Here is a 26,268-nt window from a genome sequence, read left to right on the forward strand (position 1 = left end):
CCAGAGCACGGGCACCGTTTCGCGTGAGTAACTGTCAGGCTAAGCGCGGGCCAGCGTTTTCGCTTGTCGATAGCTGGCTTCCACCAAAGTCACGCAAAGGGGTTTCTCAATGTCAGACTGTCTTCAATGATCAGGCCGTGATGCATGTCTTCGGTATACAGTGTCCGGCAGCCTTCCATCGAAGCCGTAGCTACGATGCAGGCATCATAGAAGGCCAGCCCATGGCGCTCGGCGACCCGTCGGGCCAGGTCATGGGTTTCGATGGTCAGCGGTACGAGATTGCACAAGCTTTTCACTACATCAAGAAGCTGTCCCACCTCGCTCCAGGTCATTCCGAGCTTGCGAATGCAGACATTCGTGACTTCGTTGAGCACCTGGACACTGATGGTCGGCCTGAGCCTGAGCAACGCTTCCGAACGATCCGCCTTGGCAGTGTCTTCCGACAGCAAATAGAGAACGATATTGCTGTCGATAAACACCTTGGTCTTAGCCCCGCTCATTCGCCTCGTCCCGACTGAATTTGAAGTCGGACGGCAGCTTGCCACGGAAGCGGCGTAGACGCTCCAGCAATTCATCTGTCCCCGGCTTTTTGCGCACGGCGAAGGTCCGCGGGCTGTCGACCACGATTTCGATATCGTCCCCCTCCCGCAATCCAAGCGCTTCAACCAGGCTTGACGGGAGCCGCACGGCCAGGCTGTTGCCCCACTTCGCGACTTGCATGGAATCGTCCTTTTGGATATACATTTTCTATTGTATATCCTGGAGGCCGAGGCGCAACTAAGTCGCGGCAACCGAGAACGCAGAATCCGCGGCAAGCGCAAGGGCCGTTTCCCGGAGCAAGGCGAGCACGCGGGGCCGTCGATCCGCTCCGCACTTCTCGCTCGGGACCATGACGCCAATCGACGCGATGGGCCGCTTGAACCGGTCGACCACGGGCACCGCGATGCCCGTTGTTCCCTGGGTGATGTCCCCCTCGTTCAAACCGAAACCGCAGCGACGCGAACGCTGGAGGATTCTCCGATAGGCCGCTGCGCGTTCGCCTTTGGCGGCGTGGGGATCACGCCGGTTGGCGGCCAGCAACAGTTCGCGTTCTTGCCTGGGCATGGCAAAAAGCATCGAGATTCCGAACGTCGATTCGGACAGCAGCCGCCGCGTGCCCACTCCGGTGATGGCAGGCACGGCGGCGTCGCCGACCCGATCGATGCATACCGCCTCTTCGCCCGACCTGAGATACAGGAACGCAATTCCGCCAAGCCGCTTGGACAGCTGTTCCAGACCAGGATGCGCGGCGTCTTTGAACGCGGCGTAGGAAGGCAAAGCGAGCGCCAGTTCATAGAGCAACTGGCCCGGAATATATCGACGATCGTCCGGCCGTTGCTGAAGCATGCGCTCCGAACAGAGGCAGGCGACGATCCGATATGTCGTCGATTTTCCGAGACCGCAATGCGCCGCCAGATCGGTGAGCCGCCATCCGATCTCCCGGCGGTCTGCCACGGCCTTCAAGATATTGATTGTGCGGATGATGCTCTGGGTGCCGGCGGGTGCATTCATATCATCGGGATGAAGAGGCGCTTCATGAGTGGTTGAGCTGATGTTTTACATTATGGAACAACGATGGCAACCGTGCGGCAGCGGGACAGTCTGCGACCATAAACTGAGCTGCGTTCAAAAAAATCGCGCGGCACTCGCCTCGCGAGCCCCGGTTTCGTGGAGGAGACACCATGCGAAAGCTCACGCTCGCCGTAGCCATCTTTGCGGTTCTATTCAGCAATATGGCGTTCTCGCAAGATTGGCCGAATCGACAGACTGTCCGCATCATCGTTCCGTTTACCGCGGGCGGGGTCACTGACGCTGTCGGTCGATTGCTCGCCGATGCATTGACGCAGCGATATGGCAAGACCTTCATCGTCGAGAACCGGCCCGGCGCCGGACAGAATGTCGGCGCGCTTGCCCTGGCCAAATCGGCCCCGGACGGATACACCCTGATGGTGACGGCTCCGGGTCCTCTCGCCATCAATCAGTACCTTTATCCGAAGCTTGAATACGATCCACAAGCGTTTGCGCCGATCACCCTGCTGTCGAGCGACCCCCTGGTTTTTGTCGTGAACAGCAAAAGCAAATATCAATCGCTGCAAGACTTCCTCGCGGCCGCCAGGGCGAACCCGGGAAAACTTTCCTATGGTTCATCAGGCGTGGGCGCAACGAGTCACATGATGAGCGCCGTTCTGTTCGCCAAGGCGGGCGTGCAAGTCCTCCACATTCCCTATAAGGGAGGTTCCGAGGCGGCGACGGCGTTGATGGGCGACCAGATCGACATGATCGCCATCGATCCGGTCGCTGCCGTGCCCCAGATTCGTGGCGGCCGCCTGCGGCCGCTGGGCATTAGCGCGGCGAAAGGCACGCCGGTGCTTCCCGATGTGCCGTCCGTCGCCGCTGCTGGCGTTCCAGGCTACGACTATGCCACCTGGCTCGCGCTGATCGGGCCCCCGGGCCTCCCGCCGGAACTGGCCAACCGCATCGCCAGCGCGGTGGAGGACGCCTTCAAGTCGCCGGAATTGCAAAGCAAGCTCGCGGCCTACGGCTCAAGCTATGAAGGAGGCGGCCCGAAGCAGCTTGCCGACTGGATTCGCAAAGAACAGGTCAAGTGGAAGGCGTCCGTTGAGGCGTCTGGCGCAAGAGCCGGACAATAGGCCGCGACGACATGGAAGCGATGAAGCAACCGCTGGACGGCGTGACGATTCTCGATCTCACGCAGATATTCAATGGGCCGTATGCCACCTTCTTGCTGGCCATGGCCGGAGCGGAAGTGATCAAGATCGAGCCGCCCGGGGGGGAGCATCTCAGGAAGCGGCAGGGATCCGCGAAAGGCGCGGCGATGCCGTTCGCCATGCTCAATGCGAACAAGAAATCCGTCGTACTCGACCTGAAAGCCGAAGAGGGGAAATCGGCGCTGATGGCCATGGCACAGCATGCGGACGTCCTGGTCGAAAATTTCGCCCCGGGCGTCATGGCGCGGCTCGGACTGGACGCCTCGCGATTGCAGGCGGCCAATCCGAGACTGATCTACGCGTCGAGCAGCGGTTACGGCAGCAGCGGCCCTTACCGTGACTACCCCGCCATGGACCTGGCTGTGCAGGCGATGTCCGGGCTCATGGAAACCACGGGATATCCCGAGAACCCGCCAGTCAAGGCGGGCGCCACGGTATGCGACTTCGCGGCGGGCTCCCACCTTTTCGGCGCGGTTTGTCTGGCGCTCTATGACAGGGAACGGACCGGGCGCGGACGGCAAGTCGAGGTCGCGATGCTCGATGCGATCTTCCCGACCCTCGCCTCGAGTCTCGGGATGTATTACGGCTCCGGGGGCAAGGAAGCGCCGCGCACCGGAAACAGGCACAGCGGGCTGGCCGTCGCGCCATATAACGTTTATCCAGCGTCCGACGGCTACATCGTGATCATCGCCAGCAACGAAGCGCGATGGATCGCCCTGGCCGACGCACTTGGCCATCCCGAGCTAACGCGCGACGCGCGCTTTCGCACGATGCGCGACCGATGCGCAAACCTGGACGACCTGGATCATGCGCTCGGGCAAATCACCCGCACGCAAACCAAGGAGCAGCTCTTCGCGAAGCTGATCGAGGCCCGTATTCCGAGCGCGCCGGTTCGATCGCTCTTGGAAGTCGTCAATGACCGGCATCTCCATGAACGAGGCATGCTGCACTGGATCGATCACGCCGAATATGGCCGCATGGTGGTCCAGGGCACTCCGATCCGGTTCGAAGGTTTGCCGATGCCGCCCTATCTTCCGAGTGTCCCGCTGGGCGCCGATACGGCTTCCGTGCTGGCGGATAGGGTCGGTGCGCAGGAGCCAACGAGAGCAGGCAAGATCCCATGAGCAACGTTGCCCGACAAGTACCGGAGGATAGCTTCGAGCTGTCGATGATCCGGCAAAGCGCGCGCGACTTCGCGGCACGCCACGCACGAAAGAAGGGCGCTTGGCTGCGGGACGTCGCGGATGACTATATCGAAGAAATCCGGCGACTGGGATGGCTGGCGATGTTCGTTCCGGAGCAATACGGCGGACTCGATCTTGACTTCAAGACCATGGCGGCCCTGGTCGAGGAGCTCGGCAGGGGCCTGGTGGCTGAACCGCTGGTCGCCATCGCCGTGCTGGGAACCCGAAGCCTGGTCCTGGGCGACAAGGAAGTCTTGAAGGAGCGGCTCCTTCCCCGATGCGTCTCCGGTGACGAACTGCCAGCCTTGGCGTGGCAGGAACTGCGCGGCGAATACGATCCCGGTGTCGTGAGTACCAGGGCATCCCTGGAGAGCGGCGATTGGCGTATCGACGGCGGAAAGAATTTCATCCTCGGCGCCGGGATGGCCACCGGGTTCGTGGTCAGCGCACGTACTGACAGCGGAATCGCGCTCTTCTGGATCGATCGCCACGCAGCGGGAGTGGAACTCTCGTTCGAATCGAGAGTGGATGGATCGAAGCTCGGAATCCTGAAGTTGACCGGCGTCGTCGTTCCCGCCGGGAACATGGTTGCTTCGGCAATGGTAGGCCATCGCGTGTTGGAGCAGGCCTTGGACGAGGCCGTCGTGATGACGTCGGTCGAGGCTTACGGCGTGTTGAGCGCGGCCCTTGACGTCACGTTGGCGTTCATGCGGGCTCGCGTGCAATTCGACCGCCCGATCGGAACGTTCCAGGCGCTTCAGCATCGCGCCGTCGATCTATATCTGCTTCAACAGCTCACTTCCGCCGCCGTGGGCGAGGCTGTCGAGGCCATGGACGCCACGTCGGATTCCCGTGAGCGGAGCATTGCCGCGAGCAGGGCCAAATGCCGCAGCAGCATGGCCGGGCTGAAGGTCGGGAAAGAATCGATCCAGCTGCATGGCGCGATCGGGTACACCGACGAATACATCATCGGGCATCATCTCAAACGCCTACTCGTCCTGTCCGCGGTTCTCGGGAACGCCGGAACGCACCGAACCCGGCTGCGCGCGCTGGGCTTGCACCTGAAAGACGATACTTTCGCGGCCGCTCCGCCTCTTTCCCTCGGATCGCCGTCCAGCGCAGAGCCTGGTTCGCAAGACTGGAACGACATGGACGATGCCGAATTCAGGGAAAGCGCTCTTCGCTTCTTCGATGAGCACTGCCCGCGGTCCTTGCGTTTCATGCCGAACCGGCCGCGTTGGGACGAGGTGAGAGAATGGTACTCAACGCTCTCCCGGAAAGGCTGGCTCGCGCCGGGACTGCCCAGGGAATACGGCGGCATGGGCCTTGCGCCGGGCAAGCTCCTGATCTACTTCGAGGCGGCCGCGATGATCGGCCTTCCACGCCTGCACGATCAAGGAATCAACCAGGTCGCGCCGATCCTGATTGCCCGCGGTACGCAAGCACAGCGCAAGGCATTCATACCAAAAATCATTTCGGGCGACCACGTCTGGTGCCAGGGGTACTCCGAGCCCGATGCCGGTTCGGATCTGGCGGCGCTGCGTACCCAGGCACGGCTCGAGGGTGAATACTTCATCGTCAACGGACAGAAGACATGGACGTCGATGGCGCATGACGCGACGCACATGTACGCGCTGGTGCGTACGGACCGCTCCGCAAAAAAGCAAAAAGGAATCAGCTTCCTGCTGATCGACCTCGACCAGCCAGGCGTGACGATCAGGCCAATCAAGAACCTGACCGGGGACGATGAATTCTGCGAAGTATTCCTGGATGACGTCCGTACCCATTGCTCGAATCTCGTCGGCGAAATGAACGATGGCTGGAGCGTGGCCAAATCCTTGCTCGGCTTCGAAAGAACCGTGGCGGGTTCTCCACGCCGCTGCTTTCTGATGCTGAACCATCTGCATACCGTCGCGCGACACACTGGAAAAATCCACGACGCCGTGTTCGCGGACCTCCTGGCCCAGCTCGAACTGGATGTCCTCGATTTGTCCGCCTTGTACGAGCGCCTCGGTGCCAAGCTCCGTGGCGGAGGTTTGCCTGGATCGGAAGTTTCCGGCATGAAGATCCTAGCAACCGAAACGCTTCAGCGCCTGACGGATTTGCTCGTGAGCGCGGTGGATGACGCCGGCGGACTCTACGGCGAGCAAACATTCGGCGCAGAGCGGATCGACGTGCTGGCGCATTACTTTACGGCGCGTCCGTTCACCATCTTCGGCGGCTCCAATGAGATCCAGCGCAACATCATCGCAACGCGGGTTTTGGGACTGCCGAAGGAGGACAGACATGGATGAACCCAACGTCCGTGTGGCGATCGAGGATTTCATCGCTGTCGTCACGCTCGACCGGCCGCCGGTCAACGCGACGTCACGAGCCATGGTGCTCGAAATTCAGGCCGCATTCGACAGCTTCAACAACAACCCGAATGTACGCGTCGCGATTCTGGTCGGCGCGGGAAAAATCTTCTGCGCGGGGGCGGATGTGAAGATGCGCGCGTCCAGCCTCGAGTCGGGCCAGGCCGGCCAACCGGGATCGCACGCCCTTCATGCACGGATTGGCCGTGAAGGGTTCTATTCCATCATGGATTGCGAGGTACCGGTCATTGGCGCGCTGAACGGCGCGGCGGTCGGCGCCGGATTGGCTTTCGCCGCATCCTGCGATTACCTCATCGCTTCCGAGACGGCGTTCATCGCGTTGAATGAAATCAACGTCGGGCTTCTTGGAGGCGGCCGCCACGCGCAAAGACTGCTGGGGACATTTGGCGCCAGGCGGCTCATGTATTCCGGCGATCGCATCCACGCCGCCGAGCTGCTTGAACGCAATGTGGTGGAGAAGGTCGTGCCCGCCGGCGCGCTGATGCAAGAGGCCCTGGCGATGGCACGGGTGATCGCCGAAAAGAGCCCGACCGCGATCAAGATGGCCAAGCGCGCAATGAACGCGGTCGAGTTCATGTCGATTCGCGATGGCTATCGCCTCGAACAGACCATGACAGGCGAACTGTCCCGGACCGAAGACGCGGCAAATGCTTTCGTGGAGAAACGCAAGCCGATTTTCAAAGGCAGCTGATAGGCGATTGTTGCGGGTGGCGTCCCGGCCACTTGAAGTGGGATTCGTCCAGCCATGAGGGGTTTGTCGCCGGTTCGGCGCCGAACTCAACCCGAGTTGCGAGGCCAAGGAAAGCGCTTGCCTGCGAAGGCCGGTTTTACATCGGCCTTGCAGCAACGTTCTGATACTATTGCTTCGGCTTTTTACCTCGGTAGCGGGCCCGCCAATAACCCGTATTTCATGGAGAATCACATGCGTATGCTCACAGGTCTGTTGAGCGTTCTTCTGCTGGTCCTGGCAGGATGCTCCGCAAAGGACTCGGGCGATGTGATCCGGGTGGCCGTATCGCCAGCGTCGCCGCCCAACCTGTACGAGGAGAACGGCCAAACCAAGGGCCTCGATCTGGAGATTTTCGAGGGCTATTGCAAGGCCAGGGGTTGCACCTTGCGCATTACCTCGTACGACTGGCAGGGCATGCTCGGTGCCGTTGTCAGCCGCCAGGCGGACGTGGCCTTTTCGGGTATTTCCATCACTGCGCAGCGCGAGGAGGTCATGGATTTTTCCAAGCCCTATATGGAAAACACCTGGAACCTGGTAAGCCTGAAAAAACAGGACATTCATTTCGACGACCTGGCCGAAATGAAGCAATACACCATCGGCTACCCGCGTGGCATGGCCTACAGCGATTTCATCACGAAGGAGCTGGAGCCGAAGGGCATTTACCGGCTCAGCCAGGTGAAAATGTATCCTTCCTATAACGAAGTGCTGTCGGATCTGCAGAACGGCAATCTGGACCTCGCCTTTCTCGACGGCACCGTCGCCTCGGTGTATCGCAAGACATTGCCGATCCGCGACAGCTACGTGTTCACGGGTTTCGACCGCTTCGGATTCGCCTTTCCCAAGGATTCCGCGTTGCGCAAGGACTTCGATCACTACCTGAGCGACGAACTGGGGCCGGAAGGGTTGAAGGCCATTATCCACAAGTGGCTCGATTGACGGAACCGATCGGCATCCGATGAGTTTCCTGGATATTCTCGGCCTGCTGGCGACAGGAGCCGGCTACACCATCCTGGTCACTCTGTTGTGCAGCGCAACGGGGATTCTGGTGGGCCTCGCCGTCGCCATCCTCTACCGCCTGGGCTGGCGGGCGCTCAATCTTTTTCTGGATGCCTTTACCTATGTGTTCCGGGGCATTCCGGTGCTGGTGCTGCTGTTCATCGTCTTCTTCGGGTGGCCTGGCATTGGCATCAGCGTGCCGCCACTCGTTTCGATGATGTTAAGTCTCGGATTGATCGCGGGCGCCTATCTGGGCGAAGTGTTTCGGGGCGCCTTCGACTCGGTCGACGCGAATGAGATCGTGGCGGCGGAGGCAATGGGCATGAGCCGGATGCAGGCGCTCCTTTACATAGAGATTCCGCAAATGCTGCGGTTCTCCGTGCCCGGCATGATCAACGAGTTCACCACGGTGCTGAAGTATTCGCCCTTTGCCTATACCGTGGGCATTCCCGAAGTGATGAAGCAGGCCATGGCCTTGTCCGCCGCCACACTGCGTGGGGTGGAAATCTACGTTGCCGTGGGCCTCATCTATTTCGCGATCTACAAGGTGCTGGTGACAGTGGTGTGGGCGCTGGAAAAACACTACCGCGTGCCTGGCCTGACGGGGCATTGAGAGAAAACATGGCACTGCTGACAGTCCGCAACCTGGTGATGGAATACGAGGGCAAGGCCGTCCTCAAGGGGATCGATCTCGATCTCGACGAGGGCGAGCTCAAGGTGGTGATGGGCCCCTCCGGATGCGGTAAGTCCACCCTGCTGCGCTGCCTGAACCGGTTGATTACGCCGACTTCGGGGCAGGTGATTTTCCGTGGCGAGGATGTCACGCTGCCCGGAACCGATGTGCGCGCCCTGCGCCAGCGCATCGGGTTCGTATTTCAGAACTTTGCCCTGTACCGTCATCTGACCGCCCTCGAAAACGTGACCCTCGGGCTGCGCAAGCTGCGCCGCATTCCGGCCGCCGAGGCCGCCGAGCGCGCCAAACACGAATTGCGCCGCATGGACATGGTCGAGCACCATCACAAATATCCGGCCCAGCTCTCGGGCGGGCAGAAACAGCGGGTGGCCATCGCGCGGGTGCTGGCGATGGACCCGGCGGTGCTGTTCTTCGATGAGCCGACCTCGGCCCTCGACCCGTTGATGGCCCGGGAGATCATCAACGTGATCAACCAATTGCGCCGGGATAATGTTTCGATGCTGTGCGTGACCCACGACCTGTTCCTGGCGCGCTCCGTCGGAGGCCGGGTGCTGTTCCTCGACCAGGGGGTGATTCACGCGGAAGGCGATGCCGAACAATTGTTCGGCGACCATGCGGATCCGCGCATCCGCGCCTTCTTCAGCCAGGAGTCCCGCGATGACCGGGAGGCCGGCAGCCCATGAGCGGCCTGGCTGTCTTTCTGCGGCAAGTGGCGGATTTCGGTCCGCAGATCCTGGCGGGCCTTGGCAATACGCTGTTGCTGGCTTGCATCATCACGGTTACCGGATTGCTGGGCGGCATCGGGGTTTTCTATCTGACCCTCAGCCAGAATCGCATCTGTCGCAGGCTTACCGAAGGCTATATCTCTTTCTTCATCGGCACGCCGCTTATCGTGCTGCTGTTTTTGATGTATTACGGGCTGCCGCAATGGGGACTGCGCCTGTCGCCGCTGACAGTCGCGGTCATCGGCTTCACCATGAATGTAGCGGCCTACAACGCGCGCTACCTGATGACGGCCTACCGCGGGCTCGATCAGGATGAACTGGAGGCGGCGCGGGCGCAGGGCTTCACGGCGGGGCAGGTGTTCCGCCTGATCACTTTGCCGCAGGTGCTGCGCCTCTCGGTTCCCGCCCTGTCGAATCAGGTGATCCTCAACCTGAAGGACAGCTCGGTGGCTTTCCTGATCCAGTACACCGAATTCTTCGCCTATGTGCAGGACTTCGCCATACGCAATTTCCAGTTCTTCAAGGCCTATGTAATGGCCGGGCTGGTGTACCTGGCGCTGGTTTCGGTCATCGTGTTCGCGGCGCGCGCGTTGGAGCGGCGCTTTGTCCTTCCGGGCACGCGACGGTTGTAGTCGCTCCATCCGATGGCTTCTCGCGCACGGGGATTTAAACATTAATCTGGTTCAGGGCCATGGAGACCGTGCCGCGAATACCGTGGCCGGTCAGTTGGTCTTGGTCGCCGTTTGCGTTTGCGAGTTGGGATGGAGCGCTCGGTACGGGGTATGTTTGGCGAGCGGGTGTCTGGCAGGTTCGGGCCTATGGCCGGATCGACAGTCTCTTTGACCAGCAATACGCTGGCTCGGGTTATCGTGAACGAGGGAAATGGGCGGTATTTCGAGCCAGCGCCGGGTCGCGGCTGGAGCGCGGGCATCGGAGCGACCTACACCTACTGATCATGCCGCCGCTGTCGGAGTCGGTGCGCTGCGCTGAGCGTTGCCCCATCGGGTAACGGCCATTTTTCGAAAGGAGCAAATCCATGTCATCGAAGCGCCTTGAAGGAAAGGTTGCCATTGTCACGGGTGCCGCGCGCGGCATCGGGCGCGCCACCGCAGTTGCTTTTGCGCGCGAAGGTGCAGCCATCGTGGGGATTGATATCGCAGGCCCCGTCAGCAAGATCCTGGAGGTGACGCCGGCCACCGCGGACGAACTGGCGGAAACAGGAAGGCTTGTGGCGGCGGCCGGTGGGCGCTGGGAGGCGCGCCGGCTCGACCAGCGTGACTTGCCAGCCCTTCGTGAAGCCGCTGCGTGGACGGCTGAGACCTTTGGCAAGATCGACATCCTCTTTGCCAACGCCGGCATCCAGGCGTTCAAGCCGCTCCTCGACATGGAGGATGCGGATTGGCACGATCAGATCGACGTCAATCTCACTGGCACCTGCAACGCCATCCGCGCTATCGCCCCCTATCTTGTGAAGAATGGTGGTGGCCGCATCATCGTTACGTCATCGACGCAGGGGCAGCACGGCACCAAGTACGGTGCGGCCTATTCGGCCTCAAAGTGGGGGATCATCGGCCTGATGAAATCCGCAGCCCTGGAGCTTGGACAATACGGCATCACGGTCAACGCGGTCATCCCCGGCCTGATCGACACTCCGCTCACACGCCACCGGCAACGGTACGCGCAAGCTGTCGATGACTTGAACAACACCGAACCTCTGGACCAGCTCGAAGCCGAAGCGAAGCAAAAGCTCACGGCCAAGTCGCCATTGGGTGTTCCCTGGCTCCCGCCAGAATCCATTGCGCCGGCTGTCGTCTTTCTTGCGAGCGACGACGCCTACATGGGTTCGGGCGCTACCTACGACGTGACGGGGGGCGACAGCGCCAACAACACTGCATGATCCAGGCATCGCGGGATTCCAGCAGCGCCGTGGCACAAGCTCGCACGGCATGACGACCATAGCGACGGCTGACGAACGCAAGTCGGTCGGCATTGAGTCTTCCCCGCAACGTCCAGCATTTGCTCACTTGCGCCTCTGCCACGGCGGCTCGCAATGCGGCCAATGATCGCAGCGAGAGGAACGGTGGGCGCGAGCGAGTCCCCCTGCGTGGCCAAACTGCGTTGGCAGGAGAGCAGCCATCCACATAAGGAACGTATGAATGATTGAAAATAATTACGATGCATTTGCGGATGCCTATCAAACAGACAATGAAACCAACGCCTGGAATTCCTATTACGAGCGGCCGGCAATTCTCTCGATGGTTGGTGATGTCAATGGACATCGGGTGCTCGACGCGGGATGCGGTGGCGGAGTTCATGCCGCAGCACTCCTTGATCGAGGGGCAATACTGACGGGGATAGATTCGAGCGCTGGCTTACTGGAGATCGCGCAACGTCGCCTTGAAGGGCGCGCGCGATTATTATTGGCTAATCTCAACGAGCCATTGCCCTTTGAAGATGGCGCTTTCGATCTGATCCTCGCTTCGCTTGTCATGCATTATTTGCCCGACTGGTCTATGCCTCTCTCGGAGTTCAACCGTCTGCTGTCCCAAGCCGGTCGCCTGGTCTTTTCAACGCACCACCCCTTCATGGATCACCAGTTAGCCGGTCGCGACAATTACTTCGAAACTTATAGTTTCGATGAAACGTGGCAGCGCGACGGAAGGGATATCGAAATGCGCTTCTGGCATCGGCCACTCCACGCCATGTTTGATGCCCTCAAGTCGGCCGGTTTCCTGATCGACATACTGAGCGAACCACAGCCCGACCCGCGCGCCCGCGCGCTCTTCCCGGATGCATACCAGAGCCTGACGACCAAGCCTCGCTTCATCTTTTTCTCAGCCGTGAAATTATGAACCCGGCACGATTGGTCGAGATGCAGTGATTCTCGGCAGCGGATTTCATCTTGTCCCGCAAACGGCGAACTCAAGGTCGAAAAATCAGCCTTTCGGCCTTTAAGCGCCGTGTTCTTCGCTTCCGCACCCCGCACGCCGAGCGAACTCGCGCAGGCGGTGCAGGCATAGTGCGGTGGCCGCATGCCCCCCGCGAGGGCGGTGTGCCCTATGCGCCGTCCAGGGCTACCGCGCTGTCTGCCAGCCGGCAAACGCTCTGCCGGCCTTCAGCTCGCGATTGATCTGGTGCACACCCGGTTCCGATCCGATTCCAGCAATAACCCGAACCGACACCAACCGCATTCGTTGGTGTATCACTTGGGCTGCACTTCAAGTCGATCACGGCCAATTTGAAGCCTTCAGGCTACAAAATTGCCATAACTCCAGTTCTTAGGAGAGCGACGCATCCTATCGTGGACGCTTGTATGAATGTCTCGTGGGCTACATTTTCACCATAGAAGCCATTTTTGATGCCATTTCTCTAGAGCCTGCGCTGGCGATAGGATTTCGAATCCGCAGTCAGCCGGTCGAAGCTCCAGCAAATTCTTGGCGCCACTGACTAGCCACACGGCCTTGCCATGCAAGGCCGTGTGGAGAAACACATCGTCATCGGGATCGCGACTGTACGCTGGTCTGGGAGTCGGAGGCAGATCAACCCACCGAGCCGCCGCAGCGTAAGCGCCCGGTGATCCCGTCTTGAGCCACGGCGTTGTCCTCGATTAGTGTCCACCATTTTTTGGTGGACACCATGGCAAAGACAGAATTAGTGCCGTTGCGTAAGCGCCGGTCTTATCCGAAGACGCTGAAGGCCCAGATCGTGGCGCAGTGCAATCAGCCGGGGGCATCCATTGCCAGCGTCGCGCTGTCGCACGGCGTGAACGCGAACCTGGTGCATAAATGGATCCGACTTGCCTGCCGCGCGCCGGCCGCTACGCCCGCGTTTGTGCCCGTGGTGGCACCGCCGCTGCCGGCACCGGGCCGGCATATTGAAATCCGGCTGTCGCGCGGCCCGGTGCAAGCGACGGTGCAATGGCCCGTGAGCGAAGCCGGTGCCTGCGTGGCGTGGCTGCGGGAGTGGCTGCGGTGATCCGCATCGATGCGATCTGGCTGGCGACCGAGCCGCTGGACATGCGTGCCGGCACCGAGACAGCGCTGGCGCGGGTGGTGGCGGTGTTCGGTATTGCACGCCCGCACCACGCCTATTGTTTCGCTAACCGACGCGCCAACCGCATGAAGGTGCTGGTGCACGACGGGATCGGCGTGTGGCTGGCCGCGCGCCGGCTGAACCGCGGCAAGTTCGTGTGGGCCGATGCGCTGCGTGGCCCCCACATCGCGGTCGACAGTGAGCAGTGGCAGGCGCTGGTGCTGGGCCTGCCCTGGCAGCATGTGGGCGCGGCAGGCGCGATCTCGGTGTTGTAGCGCCGGACAATCCGGCAAGACGCCAATACCGCCGCGGGGAGCCCTGCGGCATACTGGTGGCCATGAGTACCGCATCCCTGGACCACCTCGACGCGCAGCAGCTACGCGCGTTGGCAGAACGCCTGATGGGCGAGGTTGCCGCGCGTGACGCCCAGATAGCGGCGCACGATGCGGTGGTTGCCGATCGGGATCGCGTACTGCACTTCAAACAGACGCACATCGACCAGCTCATGCAGGAGCTGGCGCTGTACAAGCGCTGGCGCTACGGCAAGCGCAGCGAGCAACTGAACCCGGCGCAGGCAAGCCTTCTGGAAGAGACGATGGATGCCGACATGGCGGCTATCGAAGCGGAAGTGAACGCGCTGCGCGAAGCGATCGCCACAAAGCCTGCGCCGTCGCAAGCGCCGCGTCGCATGCGGCTGCCGGCCGAGTTGCCGCGCACCGACATCCACCACGAACCGGCGTCCACGACGTGCCGCTGCGGCTGCGGTTTGAAGCGCATCGGCGAGGACGTCAGCGAGAAGCTGGATTACCTGCCGGGCGTCTTTACGGTCGAGCGCCACATCCGCGGCAAGTGGGTGTGCGAGCACTGCGAGACGCTCACGCAGGCGCCCGTGCCCGCGCAGGTCATCGACAAGGGCATCCCGACGGCGGGGCTCTTGGCGCAGGTGCTGGTGGCGAAGTTCGCCGATCACCTGCCGCTGTATCGCCAGGAAAGCATCTTTGCGCGCGCCGGGCTGGCGCTGCCGCGCTCGACGCTGGGCGAATGGGTCGGCGTGTGCGGGTTGCGGCTGCAGCCCTTGGTCGATGCGCTGAAGGCCGAAGTCCTGGACAGAGCAGTGCTGCATGCCGACGAGACGCCGGTGCAGATGCTCAAGCCCGGGGCGGGCAAGACGCACAAGGCTTACCTGTGGGCCTACACGCCGACCTCCTATGACAGCCTGCGCGCAGTGGTCTATGACTTCACCCCCAGCCGCGCCGGTGAGCACTGCCGCACGTTCCTTGACGACTGGCGCGGCAAGCTGGTGACTGACGATTACGTCGGCTACAAGGCCGGGTTCGCGGCCGGCATCACGGAGCTGGGTTGCATGGCCCATGCCCGTCGCAAATTCCATGACCTGCATGCTAGCAACCAAAGCCAGATTGCCGGCCAGGCGCTGGAACTGTTCGGCGCCCTGTATGGTGTCGAGCGCGACGTGGCTGATCTGCCCGCCGACGAGCGGCAGCGAATGCGAGAAGAACGCGCGCGGCCGATCGCCGAGACGCTGCACCGGTGGCTGATCGCGCAGCGCCAGCGCGTGCCTGACGGATCCGGCACGGCTCGCGCCATCGACTACAGCCTCAAACGCTGGGAGGCACTCGCGCGCTATCTAGACGACGGCCACGCGCCGATCGACAACAATTGGGTCGAGAACCAGATCCGTCCCTGGGCGGTCGGACGTGCGAACTGGTTGTTCGCGGGGTCGCTGCGCGGCGGCCAGCGCGCGGCCGCCATCATGAGCCTGATCCAGTCGGCACGCCTGAACGGGCATGATCCGTATGCCTACTTGAAGGACGTGCTCACGCGGCTGACAACGCAGAGGAACAATCGGATCGCCGAACTGCTGCCACATCGGTGGACACCGGCCACCTGATTGCCGTCGTCAAGGCGTGATTACCGGCCGCTTACGCCGCAGCGAAGTCATGCAACAGCAGGCGTCGGCGATCCATGTCCAGATAGCGGTCAAATTTTGGCCGCCAAAGCCTGGTTTCAAGTTCCTCGAAGGTTTCCCGTGAGAACACCAACGTAGCGTGTTGCAGAAGACAATCCACGATCTGCGCAGGGGCAGACCGAGGCGATAGCGCAGCACTTATCAGGACGTTGGTGTCGATGACAGCGCGTTCAATCCTCATCGGCCAGGAGCTGTTCCAGCGTAAGCGGCTGGGCATCCCATCTTGACCTTGCAGGGCTACGCTGCCTGCGTTGAGTACGCCGTCGTAAGCGGGTGCCACCGATGGGGTAAGAGTTGGTCGATGTCGCAGAACTTGTGTGTCGGCAAACGCGTGAGTACGTCTTTCAAGTAGGCGTACGGATCATGCCCGTTGAGCTTGGCCGATTGGACCAGGCTCATGATGGCCGCCGCACGCTGGCCGCCGCGTAACGACCCGGTGAACAGCCAGTTCGAGCGCCCGATGGCCCAGGGCCGGATCTGGTTTTCGATCCAGTTATTGTCGATGGGGACATCGCCATCGTGCAGATAGCGCGTCAGCGCTTCCCAACGCTTCAGGCTGTAGTCCAAGGCTTTGGCGATGGCTGAACCTTCCGGCACCAATTGCCGTTGACCGATCATCCACGTATGCAGCGCATCGGCGACCGCCGTAGCTTTGTCGTGGCGTACGCGTTGGCGCTGGTCGGCACCGACGTCACCGATGTCTCGCTCGATATCGTAAAGACCGCTGAAGAATTTCAGCGCCTGCTCGGCGATCTGGCTCTTGTTGCTGGCGTGCAGATCGAAGAACTTTCTACGTGCATGGGCCATGCAACCGATCTCGATCACACCTTGGCCGAAGCTCGCCTTGTAGCCCGCGTAGTCGTCGCACACGAGCTTGCCGCGCCAGTCCTGCAAGAAGGCTCGCGCGTGTTCACCCGCCCGGCTCTCGGCGAAGTCATAGACCACGGCACGCAAGTCGTCGAAGCGTGTCGGCGCATACGCCCACAGGTAGGCGCGGTGCGTCTTCTTCTTGCCCGGCGACAGCATTTGCACCGGCGTCTCGTCGGCGTGCAGCACGCCGCGGGCCAGGATTTCAGCGCGCAGTGCATCGACCAGCGGTTGCAGACGAACGCCGCATACGCCCACCCATTGACCCAGCGTGGAGCGCGGCAGCGCCAGGCCGGCACGGGCAAAGATGCCTTCCTGCCGATACAACGGAAGGTGATCCGAATATTTCGCCACCAGTACCTGGGCCAGCAGGCCGGTGGTCGGGATGCCCTTGTCGATCACATGCGCCGGCACCGGCGCTTGGATCAGTGTCTCGCATTGCGTGCAGGCCCATTTGCCGCGTACATGGCGCTCGACCGTGAACACGCCGGGAAGATAGTCGAGCTTCTCGCTGATGTCTTCGCCGATACGCTTCAAGGCGCAGCCGCAGCCACAGGTGGTCGATGCCGGTTCGTGACGGATCTCGGTGCGCGGGAACTGCGCCGGCAAGGGGGTGCGCTTGGGTTGCTGGGGTGTCGGTTTGCTGGGCTGCGAACCTACGGTGAGCTGTTGCAGTTCGTCCTCGATCGCGGCCAGGTCCGCGTCCAGCGTCTCGTCCAGCAGCGAGGCTTGGGCCGCAGGGAGTTGCTCGCTGCGTTGACCGAACCGATATCGCTTGAGCACGGCGATCTCATGGGTCAGTTGATCGATGCGGACCTCGCGGTACTTGAGTTCGCGGTCCTTGTCGCTGACCTGCGCCATCAGCCCGGCCGCCAGCTCGCGCAATTGCTGCGCGCTCAGGGCGTCGAGGTCGTTGGCTTGGATCATGCCGAGAGTTTGCCATCGGCGGGCTGCTCACCGCCATCGGCACAAGACCCAATTGCTGGGTGCTACGATCCAGGTGGCGTCGTTATAGGACAGTGATCACGCCGTCGGGACCGACGCGCTGCCACGGCAACCCCAGCACCAAGGCCGCAAGCTGTTCATCGCTCAGTGACAGATGTCCATGCAATGCTGGGTGCGCCCATACGAAGCTGCCTTGGTGCAGTCGGCGGGCCGCCAGCCACGTGCCGATACCGTCGTGCGTCAGCACCTTGATGCGGTTGGCCCGGCGGTTGGCGAACAGATAGGCATGGTGCGGCTGCGCTGCACCGAAGACCTTGATCACCCGAGCCAACAGCGTATCGAAGCCGGCGCGCATGTCTACCGGTTCGGTGGCGAGCCAGATCGCATCGACGCGAATCACTTGAACCACTCGCGCAGCCACGCTGCGCAGCTTGCAGCTCCCTCCAGCGGCCAAGCGTAAGCGTCCAAACCGAGGCGTTCTATTTGTATGGTGTCCGAGCAGGTAATGTGCGGCCTTCGGTTCATCGAGAAGGAGCAGGAAGATGTCGAAATCCCAAGCGTTGGAACCCGACGCACGGCAACATCGGCGTACGGCGCAGCAATGGAGTGAGTTGGTGAGCCAGCAGGTGGCCAGCGGTCTGAGCGTGGCAACCTGGTGTGCTGAACAAGGTTTGAGCGCAGCCTCGCTGTGGAACTGGAAGCGGCGTTTGCACGATGAGGCGACGGGTCATGCGATGGGCACGTCGGTCGGTGAACGTGCGTCCTTCATCGAGCTTGGGCAGACGGGCTCCGCCGTCCTGGCTTCTGGGATCAAGCTGCGCCTGGAATTGGGCGATGGCCTGGTGCTGGAACTGTCGCGGTCGTAGGGCATGCTGCCCACCGGCGTACGCGTGTTGTTGTGCACGCGAGCCACCGATATGCGCAAGAGCTTCGACGGGTTGATTGCCGCCACCCGTTCGGTACTGGGCGAGAACCCGTTGTCGGGTCACTTGTTCGTGTTCGTGAACCGGCAGGGCAATTATGCAAAGGTCCTGTACTGGTCGCGCGGCGGATATTGTCTTTGGGCCAAGCGTTTGGAGCGGGGGCAGTTTGCCCGGCTGGGATCGGATGGTGTATCGATCGTGCTCACCGATACGCAGTTGATGATGTGGCTCGACGGGATCGATCTGTCTCGCACAGTACAAAGAAAACGCTTCGAGCTGCCCGTGGCGGCGCAGGTCTCTGGGATAATGCACACATGACCCGAGCCCCTGTCACGAATGAGGCGATCGCCATGCCGCGCGAGCAGTTGGATGCGCTGCAGTCGCTGCTGCGCATCCAGGGCGATGAGATCGTCGAACTCAAGCGGCAACTGGACTGGTTCAAGCAACAGGTGTTTGGCCAGAAGAGCGAACGGCGTATCGTGGCCGATGGTCAACAGGATGGCCTGTTCGAGGCGCCGGCGGCGGCCGCTATCGGCACGGCGCCCACGGTCGATGTGCCGGCGCACACGCGCAACAAGCACCGCACGGGCGATGAAGTCAACGACAGCGGCATCCGCTTCGATGCGAACGTGCCGGTCAAGGAGATCGTGCTGTCGTGTCCCGAGCTGCAAGGCCCGGATGCCGCGCACTACGAGATCGTCGACTACAAGGAAAGCCTGAAGCTGGCGCGCCAGCCCGGCAGTCATGTGATCCTGAAGTACCGCCGGCCGGTGGTGCGCCACAAGGATCAAGGCCGCCTGGTGACGGCGGCTGCCGTGCCCGGCGTGCTCGATCACGCCCAGGTCGACGTGAGCATGCTGGCGGGCATGGCCATCGACAAGTTCGTGTACCACCTGCCGGTGTACCGCCAGCACCAGCGCCTGAAGGACGAAGGCATCGTGGTGTCGCGCACCACGCTCGATGTGTGGCTGCGCCGAGCGATCCAGTTGCTCGAACCGGTCGCCAAGGCGGTGTTCCAGCAGATCCTGCAGGGACGCTACCTGAAGATCGACGAGACGCCGATCAAGGCGGGCCGCACGAAGGTGGTCGGCGGCGCCAAGGCGGGCCAGGGCAAGATGAAGCCGGGCTGGCTGTGGCCGGTGCTAGGCGAGTTCGGCGACATCGCCTTCGGCTACTCGGAGCAGCGCGGTGCCGCGGCGGTCAAGGCCTGGCTGGGGGAGGCCTTCAACGGCACGATCCAGACCGATGGCTACCAGGTCTATGCGCAGTACGCGCAGAAGCTGCCCGGGTGCACGCACGCGCTGTGCTGGGCCCATACACGCAGGGCCTTCCTGAAGGCTGAGCAAAGCGATCCGCAGGCGGTGGCCGAGGTGCTCGAGCAGATCCGGGCGCTGTATGTCATCGAGCGGCGGCTGCGCGATACCGCCGCCGACCCGGCCACGATCCTGGCAACGCGGCAAGCGCAGAGCGCTGGTCTGGTCGATGGCATCTTCCAGTGGATCGATGCGCAGATCGCCCAGCCTGGTCTGACCCCGCGCAGTCCGCTGGCGCGGGCGCTGGCCTATGCCAAGCAACGGGAAACGGGACTGCGGGTGTTCCTGACCGATGCCTGGCTGGACCTGGACACCAATGACCTGGAGCGGGCGCTGCGGGTGATACCGATGGGTCGGAAAAATTGGCTCTTCTGTTCCACTGAGATCGGTGCCCGCTACGTAGCGGCGATCCAGACGCTGCTGGCAACCTGTCGCGCTCACGGCGTCGATGCCTACACCTACCTGGTCGATGTCCTGCAGCGCGTCGGCCAGCATCCGGCTAGCCAGATCGAACAACTCACCCCGCGTGAGTGGGCAAAACGCTTCGCGGTCGACCCCTTGCGATCAGATCTGCACTACGTGCGTCAATAACGTCCGCGTTTGGACGCTTACGTGGCTCCAGGTGCATTGGCAGACGGGCCGCTGGCTGACGTCGTGGCGATCGGCGGATATGCACTGGGAAGCCCGCCCATGTGTTGGGCTATCATGTTGGCGACGCCTACGCCCAGGTGGGGCGCGGCAGGATCGCCGTCATTTACACCCCAGTTTGGTACTGCTATAGGTCTTCTGGAATAGCCGATACATCAGGACAAATTGAAGTAGCGCAATAACTCAGACTTGATCTGACACACATTGTCTGATCAGGTTTCAGAGCCTCAGGACGCCTGCTTTCGGCCAGAAGCAGCCAGTCAGCTAATTTTTGCGCACGTCCGCCTCAGACCGATCTGAGGTTCGCGGTTCGAGACTGAGCGACGGCTTCCTACATGACCGGCCACTGAACGTCGCAGCCTTGCCGGCTCCTCTCTCCCGGAAGCGACCTCTCCACAGGGGCGATTGTTGCGTCCTTGCTCGAACGAACGCTCACTCACTGAGTGATAGGCTGAGGTTCGACTAGCTAGTGTTCTGCCCCATTAATTTATCCCGAATTGATGAGAGAATATCTGTTCCTGCGGAACCGAGATCAGAGATATGGGCAGATCAACCAATGCGCCGAGCGTAGAGATAGATGAGGCGGAACGAAAGCAACTGACATCGTTGGCTCGTTCTCGTTCGCTGCCTGCGGCATTGGCGCTTCGGGCACGAATCGTACTGGCATGCGAGGGGTCTGAGCAGACGCTGACACAACTGGGTGCAAGCCTTGGGGTGGATCGCGGCACCGTGCGCAAATGGCGCACGCGCTACATGGAGCATGGTCTTGCCGGCCTATACGATGAACTGCGCCCGGGGCGGCCGCGTACGATCGATGATGAGCGGGTTGCAGCGTTGATCAACAAGACGCTGCACAGCAAGCCAGCAGATGGCGGCACGCACTGGAGCACCCGTGTTCTGGCCTCGGCCACGGGCATCAGCAAAAGCACCGTACAACGCTATCTCCAAGCGTTGAACATCAAGCCGCACCGGGTTGAGTCCTTCAAGCTGTCGACCGATCCGCTGTTTATCGAGAAGCTACGCGACGTCGTCGGGCTTTACCTGAACCCGCCGGACAATGCCCTGGTGCTGTGCGTCGATGAGAAGAGCCAGTGTCAAGCCTTGCAACGCACCCAGCCGATGTTGCCGCTGGGGCTAGGTCGTGTTAACACTAATGGTGTTAATCATGAAAATTAAGAGATACTTCGGTGATGGAAATCAGCGAAGCCCAATTCAAGCAGATAGAGCATTGCCTTCCTCGCCAGCGGGGCAATGTGAGCATGAGCAATCTGAACGTGCTGAACGCGATCCTGTACGTGGCCGAGCACGGCTGCAAATGGAGAGGGTTGCCGGAGCGTTTTGGCAACTGGCACACGATCTATACGAGAATGAACCGGTGGTCCAAGAGCGGCGTTCTGGATCGGGTGTTCGAGCAACTGCAGCAGTCGCAGATTGTCCGGATACGCATCGAGGCGGTGTCGCTGGACAGCACGATAGTCAAAGTGCATCCGGACGGTACGGGGGCCCTCAAAAAAAAGGCCGCCAAAGCATTGGCAAGTCTCGAGGAGGCTGGACCACCAAGATTCATCTGGTTGCCGCGGATGCTCGAACGGCAGTGATCTTCGCGCTGTCGCCGGGCCAAGCCGGCGATGGCCCGCAGGGGCGGGCACTGTTGCGCCGCCTGGGCAGACCGAATCGGCCACTGCACTTGCTGATGGACAAAGCCTACGAAGGCAACGAGACTCGGCAACTGGCCTTGGATTTGGGATACATCCCAGTCGTGCCGCCATTGAAGACGCGTGTTCAGCCATGGCAGTACGACCGGGAGATGTATAAGCGGCGCAACGAGGTCGAGCGCCTGTTTCGGCGACTCAAAGGCTTCCGCAGAATCTTCTCCCGCTTCGACAAACTCGACGTCATGTTTACCGGGTTCATCAATTTCGCCCTGATTGCAGATGGGCTGCGTTGTGTTAACAGGCCCTAGGCCTTTTCGCCTGTGGCTTCAGCATGAACCTGCTGGGGTCGCACGGCGTGCCCATGCTGATGGACCACGGCTTCGATGCGATGACCAGCGCGCTGGGCATCGGACTGATCGGCGCGGTGGCCGTGTTCAGCACACTGGTGCTGGGACGCCTGGCCGACGTGCTGCCCCGGCGCGACATCCTGGCCACCATCTATCTCGTGCGCGGCCTGGGGTTCTTCGCGCTGGTCGTGGTCGGCACGCACTGGGAGCTGTATACCGCCGCCACGCTGGGCGGCATCGTCTGGTCGGGCAGCATCGCCCTGTCGTCGGCCTTGCTGGCCGATGTCTACGGCGTGAAGCTGGTGGGCATCCTGTACGGCTGGGCCTATCTGGGACACCAGTTCGGCGGCATGATCAGTTCGTGGCTGGGAGGCTGGGGCTACGAGACCTTCGGCACGCACTGGGTGTCGTTCGGCGCGGCCGGCACGCTGCTGGTGGCGGCCGCGCTGCTGTCCATGCGCCTGCCCCGGCGCGCGACGCTGATGGTGCCGCGCGCCACGCCGGCGAGCTGACTCGCCGGGCGGCTGGCGGCGTCAGTTCACCGAGACGTTGAACTCCTTGATCAGTTTTTCCCATTCGCCGGCCTCGCGCTTCATCGACTGCCCGAAGGCTTCGGAGCTTTCGAAGGCCGGCTCCAGTCCCTGGTCGCGCAGCCACTTCGTCACGTCGGCCTCTTTCAGGATGGCCTGGACGTCGGTGCGTATCCGGTCGACGATGGGCCTGGGCGTGCCGGCGGGCGCCAGGATGCCGAACCAGCCGCCCGCGCGCAGTCGGGGGAAGCCCAGCTCGATGAAGGTGGGGACGTCGGGCAGGACCCGGGACCGCTTGGGTGCCAGTACGGCCAGGGCGCGCACACGGCCGTCGCGGATATGCGGAAGGGCGGTACCCACCGAGTTGAAGCTGGCTTCCACGTGGCCGCCCATCATGTCGGTCAGGGACAGTGCCTCGCCCTTGTAGGGCACCGGCAGTACGTCGATGCCGGCGCCCTGGCCCATGATCAGGCTGTAGAAGTGGAAGCTCGAACCGTTGCCGAAGTTGCCGACCCCCAGGGGCTTGCCGCGCGTCTTCACGCCTTCGACCAGTTGTGCGAACGTCTTGTAGGGCGAGTCCGAGCGCACGACCAGCACGGTCTCGGTATCGACGAGCTGCACGACGGGCGCGAAGTCGTTGATGGGATCGTAGGGCGTCTCGGGGTAGAGCAGTTTCACCATGCCGTGCGAGACGAAGGTCGACAGCAGCGTATAGCCGTCCGGCGCGGCGCGCGCGACGATTTCGGCGCCGATGCGGGTCGTGCCGCCGGGACGGTTCTCGATCACCACCGGCTGATTCCACTTCTTGCTCAGATGCTCGGCCAGGAGCCGCGTGATGCGGTCGGGGCTGCTGCCGGGCGGGCCGGGCAGCACGATGCGCACGGATTTTTCCGGCCAGGACTGGGCGGCCGCGGTCGCGCTGGCGGCGGCGAGGGCGCATGCCCACAGCAGAGGGAACAGGCGGGGCTTCATTCGGGTGTCTCCTTGTCGGGATGTCTTGTACGTGTCGGGGAAGCCGGGGGAAAGCAGGGACCGGACAGGCCTCATGCGGGCGCGGCGGTAGTCTCCAGCGCGGGCATGACCTGTTCGGCGAACAGGCGGGTCGAGTGCAGGGATTCGTCGCGGCTCAGGTCGCCGAAGGCCAGGCGGCAGACGAAATAGTTGATGCCGGCCTGGGCCGACTGGTCGGCGATCCAGTCGCGCACCTGGTCGGGGGTGCCGGCGATGCCCAGGCCGGCGCGCTGGGCGTCGTCGAACTCGTCCGGGAAGGCCAGCGTCTGGGGGCGGGTGCCGTGCTTGACCCACAGATGCATCAGGTGGCCGTGCCAGCGCCGGTAGGCGCGCCGGGCCGCGTCCCGCGCCTCGGCCTCGGTATCGGCCACGACCACGTGCCGGCTCATGCCCATGAACGGAATGGCGCTGGCGTCGTGGCCCAGTTCCGCCCAATGCCTGCGGTACTGGTCGGTGATGGCGCGCACCTGGGCGGCCAGTCCGTTGCAGACGATGTTGATGCGCTGGGCGGCGGTCCACTGGGTGGAAGCCGGCGTGCCCGCGCCGTACCAGATCGGCGGGGTGGGGCGCTGCACGCATTGCAGTTCGACCGGTACCTTGCGCAGGTCGAAGTGCTTGCCCTGGAAATCGACGACGGACCCGGTCAGCCCCTGCATGATGATCTGGTAGGACTCGTGGTAGATGTCCTGGGCCTGGGCCGGATCGACGCCGTAGTAGCCCAGCTCGTAGGGCGAGATGCCGCGTCCGAAACCGACCTCCAGGCGGCCGCCGCTCATCTGGTCGAGCATGCAGATTTCTTCCAGCACCCGCAGCGGGTGGTGCATGCCCAATGTGTAGACCAGCGGTCCGAAGCGCAGGCGGCGCGTGCGCTGGGCGACGGCCGACAGGTAGACGCCGGGCGAGGGCGAGATGCCCAGCGGCGTGGAATGATGCTCGGCCACGTGGTAGGCGTGGAAGCCGGCGCGGTCGTAGGCCTGCACCAGCGCGAGCCGGTCCTCGTACTGCTGGGCCAGGGAGACCGTGCCGCGGTCCATGTGGTCGAAGACGGCGAATTTCATGGGCTGCTCTTGCTAGGGAAGTGAAGGGAAACGGGGCGGGCGTTCAGGCTGCGCTGAACAGGCCGCTCTTGTAGAGCAGGGACAGGTCGTCCTTCTGGGCGAGGGCGACGATTTCCCCGATGTAGATCGTGTGTGTGCCGCAGTCGATAGCCTGGGCCACGCGGCATTCGAAGGCTGCGAGCGCCTGGCGCAGCAGGGGCGCGCCGGTGCTGCCCGATGTCCAGTCGCCGGTGCGGAAGCGGTCTTCCGGCGCGCCGGCCGGCGCGGCGAAGGCCTGGGCGATGTCGCCCTGGTCCTGGCTGAGATAGCTCACGCCGAAATGGCCGGCAAGGCGGATGTGGTCGTGCGCGCGCACGCGCTTGTTCACGCAGACCAGCAGTTGCGGCGGTTCGGCGCTGACGCTGCAGACGGCGGTCGCAGTCAGGCCCCGGCGTTCGCCCTGGTGGGCCGCGCCGACGATGGCGACCGCGCTGGGGACGCGGCGCATGGCCGCCTTGAACGAGTCCGCGCTCGGAATCATGCCGATTCGTCTCCCTAATTCAATAATATTGAATTGTTTGATATAGTTTAATTAATCGTAGGGGCAGGCGGCCAGGCTGTCAAGGTGCCCCTGGGTACAATGCGGCACTCTTCCGGCTTCGTGCCCCTGCTCGCGTATCGGCTCCATGACATCAAGCAAGACGGCTAGCGCACCCGTGCCGGGCCCCGGACCGCGCGGCATCCAGTCCATCGAGATCGGTTACCGCATCCTGGTCGCGATCCAGATGGGGCCGGGCGCCGTGGCCCTGAAGGTCGTTGCCGCCCGTGCCGGCATCGCGCCCAGCGCGGCGCACAACTACCTGGCCAGCTTCGTGCGCACCGGCATGGTCAAGAGCGATGGCCGCGGCCTGTACCGGCTGGGTCCCAGCCTGGCCGCGCTCGGCATGACCGCCGCCCGCGACGTCGACCATTTCGAACTGGTGCGCGAGGCGGCCGTCGCGCTGAGCGAGGAAACCGGCCTGGGCGTGGCGGTGGTCATCTGGAGCAACGGGCCCGTCATCCTGGTCAATCAGTCGGCGGTGCGCGGCCGGGTGTTCGAATTGCGCAATGGTCCCGTGGAGATGCTGCACACGGCGGCCGGCCACGTGTTCGCGGCGTATCTGCCGGCCGAAGCGGTGCTGCCCGTGCTCAAGCGGGAGCTGGAGGCGGACGGGCTGGCGCCTACGACGCAAGATGCCCAGGCCCGGCTGGCGGCCATACGCGCGGCGGTGTTGGAGCGGGGATATTCGGTGGTGGAACTGCGGGCCTTGCCCACCTATCTGGCCGTCAGCGTCCCGGTCTGGAACGTGCATGCCGAGGTGGCCTATGGCTTGACGATCACGTCGCCCATGGCCTTGCTGGATACGAGCGCCGACAGCGCGCAGGTTCGCGCGCTCAGGGAAAAGGGCCGGGCCTTGTCACGCCTGCTGGGCGCGCCGGCCGGTCTTTGGGCCGGGTGAAT

At 62.7% G+C, this 26,268-nt stretch carries 27 protein-coding genes and 2 pseudogenes; 20 read left to right on the forward strand and 9 right to left on the reverse strand.

Annotated elements, in window-relative coordinates:
* Positions 1-89: 89 nt before the first annotated feature.
* Genes R4823_RS08140 through R4823_RS08150 form a run of 3 tightly spaced genes read right to left on the reverse strand, consistent with a single transcriptional unit; the run spans position 90 to position 1,551 of the window.
* On the reverse strand, positions 90-500 hold the full coding sequence (locus R4823_RS08140; RefSeq protein ID WP_087836664.1) for a PIN domain-containing protein: 411 nt from the start codon (positions 498-500) through the stop codon (positions 90-92).
* Positions 487-720: an AbrB/MazE/SpoVT family DNA-binding domain-containing protein gene (locus tag R4823_RS08145; RefSeq protein ID WP_087836678.1), complete on the reverse strand. Its 234-nt coding sequence runs from the start codon at positions 718-720 to the stop codon at positions 487-489. Before R4823_RS08145 ends, R4823_RS08140 begins: the two co-directional genes overlap by 14 nt.
* Before the next feature lie 57 nt (positions 721-777).
* On the reverse strand, positions 778-1,551 hold the full coding sequence (locus tag R4823_RS08150) for an IclR family transcriptional regulator (RefSeq protein WP_087836665.1): 774 nt from the start codon (positions 1,549-1,551) through the stop codon (positions 778-780).
* 170 nt (positions 1,552-1,721) lie between these two features.
* Here R4823_RS08150 and R4823_RS08155 point away from each other — a divergent pair, with 170 nt between their 5' ends.
* From R4823_RS08155 to R4823_RS08215, 13 genes are all read left to right on the forward strand, one after another.
* Complete coding sequence (locus R4823_RS08155) at positions 1,722-2,690, forward strand: tripartite tricarboxylate transporter substrate binding protein (RefSeq protein WP_087836666.1); 969 nt, start codon at positions 1,722-1,724, stop codon at positions 2,688-2,690.
* Positions 2,691-2,701: 11 nt separating this feature from the next.
* Complete coding sequence (locus R4823_RS08160; protein ID WP_243724706.1) at positions 2,702-3,892, forward strand: CoA transferase; 1,191 nt, start codon at positions 2,702-2,704, stop codon at positions 3,890-3,892.
* Entirely contained in the window at positions 3,889-6,246 is a 2,358-nt protein-coding gene (locus R4823_RS08165) for an acyl-CoA dehydrogenase (protein ID WP_087836667.1), read from the forward strand. The genes R4823_RS08160 and R4823_RS08165 overlap by 4 nt, the downstream gene beginning before the upstream one ends.
* Positions 6,239-7,018, forward strand: a complete 780-nt coding sequence (locus R4823_RS08170) for an enoyl-CoA hydratase/isomerase family protein (protein ID WP_087836668.1) — start codon at positions 6,239-6,241, stop codon at positions 7,016-7,018. The genes R4823_RS08165 and R4823_RS08170 overlap by 8 nt, the downstream gene beginning before the upstream one ends.
* A gap of 117 nt (positions 7,019-7,135) precedes the next feature.
* Entirely contained in the window at positions 7,136-7,993 is an 858-nt protein-coding gene (locus R4823_RS08175) for a transporter substrate-binding domain-containing protein (RefSeq protein ID WP_207958702.1), read from the forward strand.
* Positions 7,994-8,012: 19 nt separating this feature from the next.
* Entirely contained in the window at positions 8,013-8,666 is a 654-nt protein-coding gene (locus R4823_RS08180) for an amino acid ABC transporter permease (protein WP_087836669.1), read from the forward strand.
* 8 nt (positions 8,667-8,674) lie between these two features.
* Positions 8,675-9,430, forward strand: coding sequence for an amino acid ABC transporter ATP-binding protein (locus R4823_RS08185; RefSeq protein WP_087836670.1), 756 nt, complete (start codon positions 8,675-8,677; stop codon positions 9,428-9,430).
* The gene (locus R4823_RS08190) at positions 9,427-10,104 is read left to right on the forward strand and encodes an amino acid ABC transporter permease (RefSeq protein ID WP_087836671.1); all 678 of its coding nucleotides are present in this window, start codon (positions 9,427-9,429) and stop codon (positions 10,102-10,104) included. The genes R4823_RS08185 and R4823_RS08190 overlap by 4 nt, the downstream gene beginning before the upstream one ends.
* A 404-nt stretch (positions 10,105-10,508) precedes the next feature.
* The gene (locus tag R4823_RS08195) at positions 10,509-11,369 is read left to right on the forward strand and encodes an SDR family NAD(P)-dependent oxidoreductase (protein WP_087836672.1); all 861 of its coding nucleotides are present in this window, start codon (positions 10,509-10,511) and stop codon (positions 11,367-11,369) included.
* Positions 11,370-11,628: 259 nt separating this feature from the next.
* Entirely contained in the window at positions 11,629-12,324 is a 696-nt protein-coding gene (locus R4823_RS08200; RefSeq protein ID WP_087836673.1) for a class I SAM-dependent methyltransferase, read from the forward strand.
* Positions 12,325-13,108: 784 nt separating this feature from the next.
* A complete protein-coding gene (locus R4823_RS08205; RefSeq protein WP_132980624.1) occupies positions 13,109-13,447 on the forward strand; it encodes a transposase in 339 nt (112 codons plus the stop codon).
* Positions 13,444-13,779 carry an IS66 family insertion sequence element accessory protein TnpB gene (gene tnpB, locus R4823_RS08210; RefSeq protein WP_165963348.1) on the forward strand — a complete coding sequence of 112 codons (336 nt, stop codon included), beginning with the start codon at positions 13,444-13,446 and terminating at the stop codon, positions 13,777-13,779. The genes R4823_RS08205 and tnpB (R4823_RS08210) overlap by 4 nt, the downstream gene beginning before the upstream one ends.
* A 62-nt stretch (positions 13,780-13,841) precedes the next feature.
* Positions 13,842-15,413, forward strand: a complete 1,572-nt coding sequence (locus R4823_RS08215) for an IS66 family transposase (protein ID WP_087836530.1) — start codon at positions 13,842-13,844, stop codon at positions 15,411-15,413.
* Positions 15,414-15,444: 31 nt separating this feature from the next.
* On the opposite strand, the gene R4823_RS08220 is transcribed toward R4823_RS08215, so the two are convergent.
* The 3 genes from R4823_RS08220 to tnpB (R4823_RS08230) all read right to left on the reverse strand — a co-directional run bounded on the left by R4823_RS08220 (position 15,445) and on the right by tnpB (R4823_RS08230) (position 17,703).
* Positions 15,445-15,708 (reverse strand): putative toxin-antitoxin system toxin component, PIN family, encoded by a 264-nt coding sequence (locus R4823_RS08220; RefSeq protein ID WP_338618207.1) that lies wholly within the window; start codon positions 15,706-15,708, stop codon positions 15,445-15,447.
* Between the two features lie 20 nt (positions 15,709-15,728).
* Positions 15,729-17,285, reverse strand: coding sequence for an IS66 family transposase (locus tag R4823_RS08225; RefSeq protein ID WP_087836675.1), 1,557 nt, complete (start codon positions 17,283-17,285; stop codon positions 15,729-15,731).
* An 82-nt stretch (positions 17,286-17,367) separates the two neighbouring features.
* Entirely contained in the window at positions 17,368-17,703 is a 336-nt protein-coding gene (tnpB, locus tag R4823_RS08230) for an IS66 family insertion sequence element accessory protein TnpB (protein ID WP_087836676.1), read from the reverse strand.
* Positions 17,704-17,845: 142 nt separating this feature from the next.
* Between tnpB (R4823_RS08230) and R4823_RS08235 the strand changes: the two genes are divergently transcribed.
* The 6 genes and pseudogenes from R4823_RS08235 to R4823_RS08260 all read left to right on the forward strand — a co-directional run.
* On the forward strand, positions 17,846-18,169 hold the full coding sequence (locus tag R4823_RS08235; RefSeq protein ID WP_132979295.1) for an IS66 family insertion sequence element accessory protein TnpB: 324 nt from the start codon (positions 17,846-17,848) through the stop codon (positions 18,167-18,169).
* A gap of 3 nt (positions 18,170-18,172) precedes the next feature.
* The gene (gene tnpB / locus R4823_RS08240; protein ID WP_132979296.1) at positions 18,173-18,544 is read left to right on the forward strand and encodes an IS66 family insertion sequence element accessory protein TnpB; all 372 of its coding nucleotides are present in this window, start codon (positions 18,173-18,175) and stop codon (positions 18,542-18,544) included.
* Complete coding sequence (locus R4823_RS08245) at positions 18,541-20,130, forward strand: IS66 family transposase (RefSeq protein WP_087836677.1); 1,590 nt, start codon at positions 18,541-18,543, stop codon at positions 20,128-20,130. Before tnpB (R4823_RS08240) ends, R4823_RS08245 begins: the two co-directional genes overlap by 4 nt.
* Positions 20,131-20,727: 597 nt before the next feature.
* Positions 20,728-21,327 (forward strand): annotated as a pseudogene (locus R4823_RS08250) (IS630 family transposase); the annotation flags it as partial.
* A 50-nt stretch (positions 21,328-21,377) separates the two neighbouring features.
* A protein-coding gene (locus R4823_RS08255; RefSeq protein ID WP_132980470.1) for an IS5 family transposase occupies positions 21,378-22,150 on the forward strand; the annotation gives its coding sequence in 2 pieces (ribosomal slippage) (positions 21,378-21,702 and positions 21,702-22,150; 774 coding nt in all).
* Positions 22,144-22,701, forward strand: a pseudogene (locus tag R4823_RS08260) (MFS transporter); the annotation flags it as partial. The gene R4823_RS08255 and the pseudogene R4823_RS08260, both read left to right, overlap by 7 nt.
* Before the next feature lie 21 nt (positions 22,702-22,722).
* Here R4823_RS08260 and R4823_RS08265 read toward each other — a convergent pair.
* From R4823_RS08265 to R4823_RS08275, 3 genes are all read right to left on the reverse strand, one after another.
* Positions 22,723-23,691, reverse strand: coding sequence for a tripartite tricarboxylate transporter substrate binding protein (locus R4823_RS08265; protein ID WP_338618208.1), 969 nt, complete (start codon positions 23,689-23,691; stop codon positions 22,723-22,725).
* A gap of 71 nt (positions 23,692-23,762) precedes the next feature.
* Positions 23,763-24,788, reverse strand: a complete 1,026-nt coding sequence (locus tag R4823_RS08270) for an LLM class flavin-dependent oxidoreductase (protein WP_338618209.1) — start codon at positions 24,786-24,788, stop codon at positions 23,763-23,765.
* A gap of 43 nt (positions 24,789-24,831) precedes the next feature.
* On the reverse strand, positions 24,832-25,308 hold the full coding sequence (locus R4823_RS08275) for a flavin reductase family protein (protein ID WP_087836856.1): 477 nt from the start codon (positions 25,306-25,308) through the stop codon (positions 24,832-24,834).
* Between the two features lie 145 nt (positions 25,309-25,453).
* Between R4823_RS08275 and R4823_RS08280 the strand changes: the two genes are divergently transcribed.
* Positions 25,454-26,266, forward strand: a complete 813-nt coding sequence (locus R4823_RS08280; protein ID WP_338618211.1) for a helix-turn-helix domain-containing protein — start codon at positions 25,454-25,456, stop codon at positions 26,264-26,266.
* The last annotated feature ends 2 nt before the right edge of the window (positions 26,267-26,268 follow it).

The sequence above is a fragment of the Pigmentiphaga sp. CHJ604 genome (assembly GCF_036972535.1).
Taxonomy (GTDB): domain Bacteria; phylum Pseudomonadota; class Gammaproteobacteria; order Burkholderiales; family Burkholderiaceae_B; genus Pigmentiphaga; species Pigmentiphaga daeguensis.

Excerpts from the sequence above, each read along its gene's own strand:
- R4823_RS08140 (WP_087836664.1), bottom strand. The coding sequence starts at position 500 with ATGAGCGGGGCTAAGACCAAGGTGTTTATCGACAGCAATATCGTTCTC.
- R4823_RS08145 (WP_087836678.1), bottom strand. The coding sequence starts at position 720 with ATGCAAGTCGCGAAGTGGGGCAACAGCCTGGCCGTGCGGCTCCCGTCA.
- R4823_RS08150 (WP_087836665.1), bottom strand. The coding sequence starts at position 1,551 with ATGAATGCACCCGCCGGCACCCAGAGCATCATCCGCACAATCAATATC.
- R4823_RS08155 (WP_087836666.1), top strand. The coding sequence starts at position 1,722 with ATGCGAAAGCTCACGCTCGCCGTAGCCATCTTTGCGGTTCTATTCAGC.
- R4823_RS08160 (WP_243724706.1), top strand. The coding sequence starts at position 2,702 with ATGGAAGCGATGAAGCAACCGCTGGACGGCGTGACGATTCTCGATCTC.
- R4823_RS08165 (WP_087836667.1), top strand. The coding sequence starts at position 3,889 with ATGAGCAACGTTGCCCGACAAGTACCGGAGGATAGCTTCGAGCTGTCG.
- R4823_RS08170 (WP_087836668.1), top strand. The coding sequence starts at position 6,239 with ATGGATGAACCCAACGTCCGTGTGGCGATCGAGGATTTCATCGCTGTC.
- R4823_RS08180 (WP_087836669.1), top strand. The coding sequence starts at position 8,013 with ATGAGTTTCCTGGATATTCTCGGCCTGCTGGCGACAGGAGCCGGCTAC.
- R4823_RS08185 (WP_087836670.1), top strand. The coding sequence starts at position 8,675 with ATGGCACTGCTGACAGTCCGCAACCTGGTGATGGAATACGAGGGCAAG.
- R4823_RS08190 (WP_087836671.1), top strand. The coding sequence starts at position 9,427 with ATGAGCGGCCTGGCTGTCTTTCTGCGGCAAGTGGCGGATTTCGGTCCG.
- R4823_RS08195 (WP_087836672.1), top strand. The coding sequence starts at position 10,509 with ATGTCATCGAAGCGCCTTGAAGGAAAGGTTGCCATTGTCACGGGTGCC.
- R4823_RS08200 (WP_087836673.1), top strand. The coding sequence starts at position 11,629 with ATGATTGAAAATAATTACGATGCATTTGCGGATGCCTATCAAACAGAC.
- R4823_RS08205 (WP_132980624.1), top strand. The coding sequence starts at position 13,109 with ATGGCAAAGACAGAATTAGTGCCGTTGCGTAAGCGCCGGTCTTATCCG.
- R4823_RS08215 (WP_087836530.1), top strand. The coding sequence starts at position 13,842 with ATGAGTACCGCATCCCTGGACCACCTCGACGCGCAGCAGCTACGCGCG.
- R4823_RS08220 (WP_338618207.1), bottom strand. The coding sequence starts at position 15,708 with ATGCCCAGCCGCTTACGCTGGAACAGCTCCTGGCCGATGAGGATTGAA.
- R4823_RS08225 (WP_087836675.1), bottom strand. The coding sequence starts at position 17,285 with ATGATCCAAGCCAACGACCTCGACGCCCTGAGCGCGCAGCAATTGCGC.
- R4823_RS08235 (WP_132979295.1), top strand. The coding sequence starts at position 17,846 with ATGTCGAAATCCCAAGCGTTGGAACCCGACGCACGGCAACATCGGCGT.
- tnpB (WP_132979296.1), top strand. The coding sequence starts at position 18,173 with ATGCTGCCCACCGGCGTACGCGTGTTGTTGTGCACGCGAGCCACCGAT.
- R4823_RS08245 (WP_087836677.1), top strand. The coding sequence starts at position 18,541 with ATGACCCGAGCCCCTGTCACGAATGAGGCGATCGCCATGCCGCGCGAG.
- R4823_RS08265 (WP_338618208.1), bottom strand. The coding sequence starts at position 23,691 with ATGAAGCCCCGCCTGTTCCCTCTGCTGTGGGCATGCGCCCTCGCCGCC.
- R4823_RS08270 (WP_338618209.1), bottom strand. The coding sequence starts at position 24,788 with ATGAAATTCGCCGTCTTCGACCACATGGACCGCGGCACGGTCTCCCTG.
- R4823_RS08275 (WP_087836856.1), bottom strand. The coding sequence starts at position 25,308 with ATGATTCCGAGCGCGGACTCGTTCAAGGCGGCCATGCGCCGCGTCCCC.
- R4823_RS08280 (WP_338618211.1), top strand. The coding sequence starts at position 25,454 with ATGACATCAAGCAAGACGGCTAGCGCACCCGTGCCGGGCCCCGGACCG.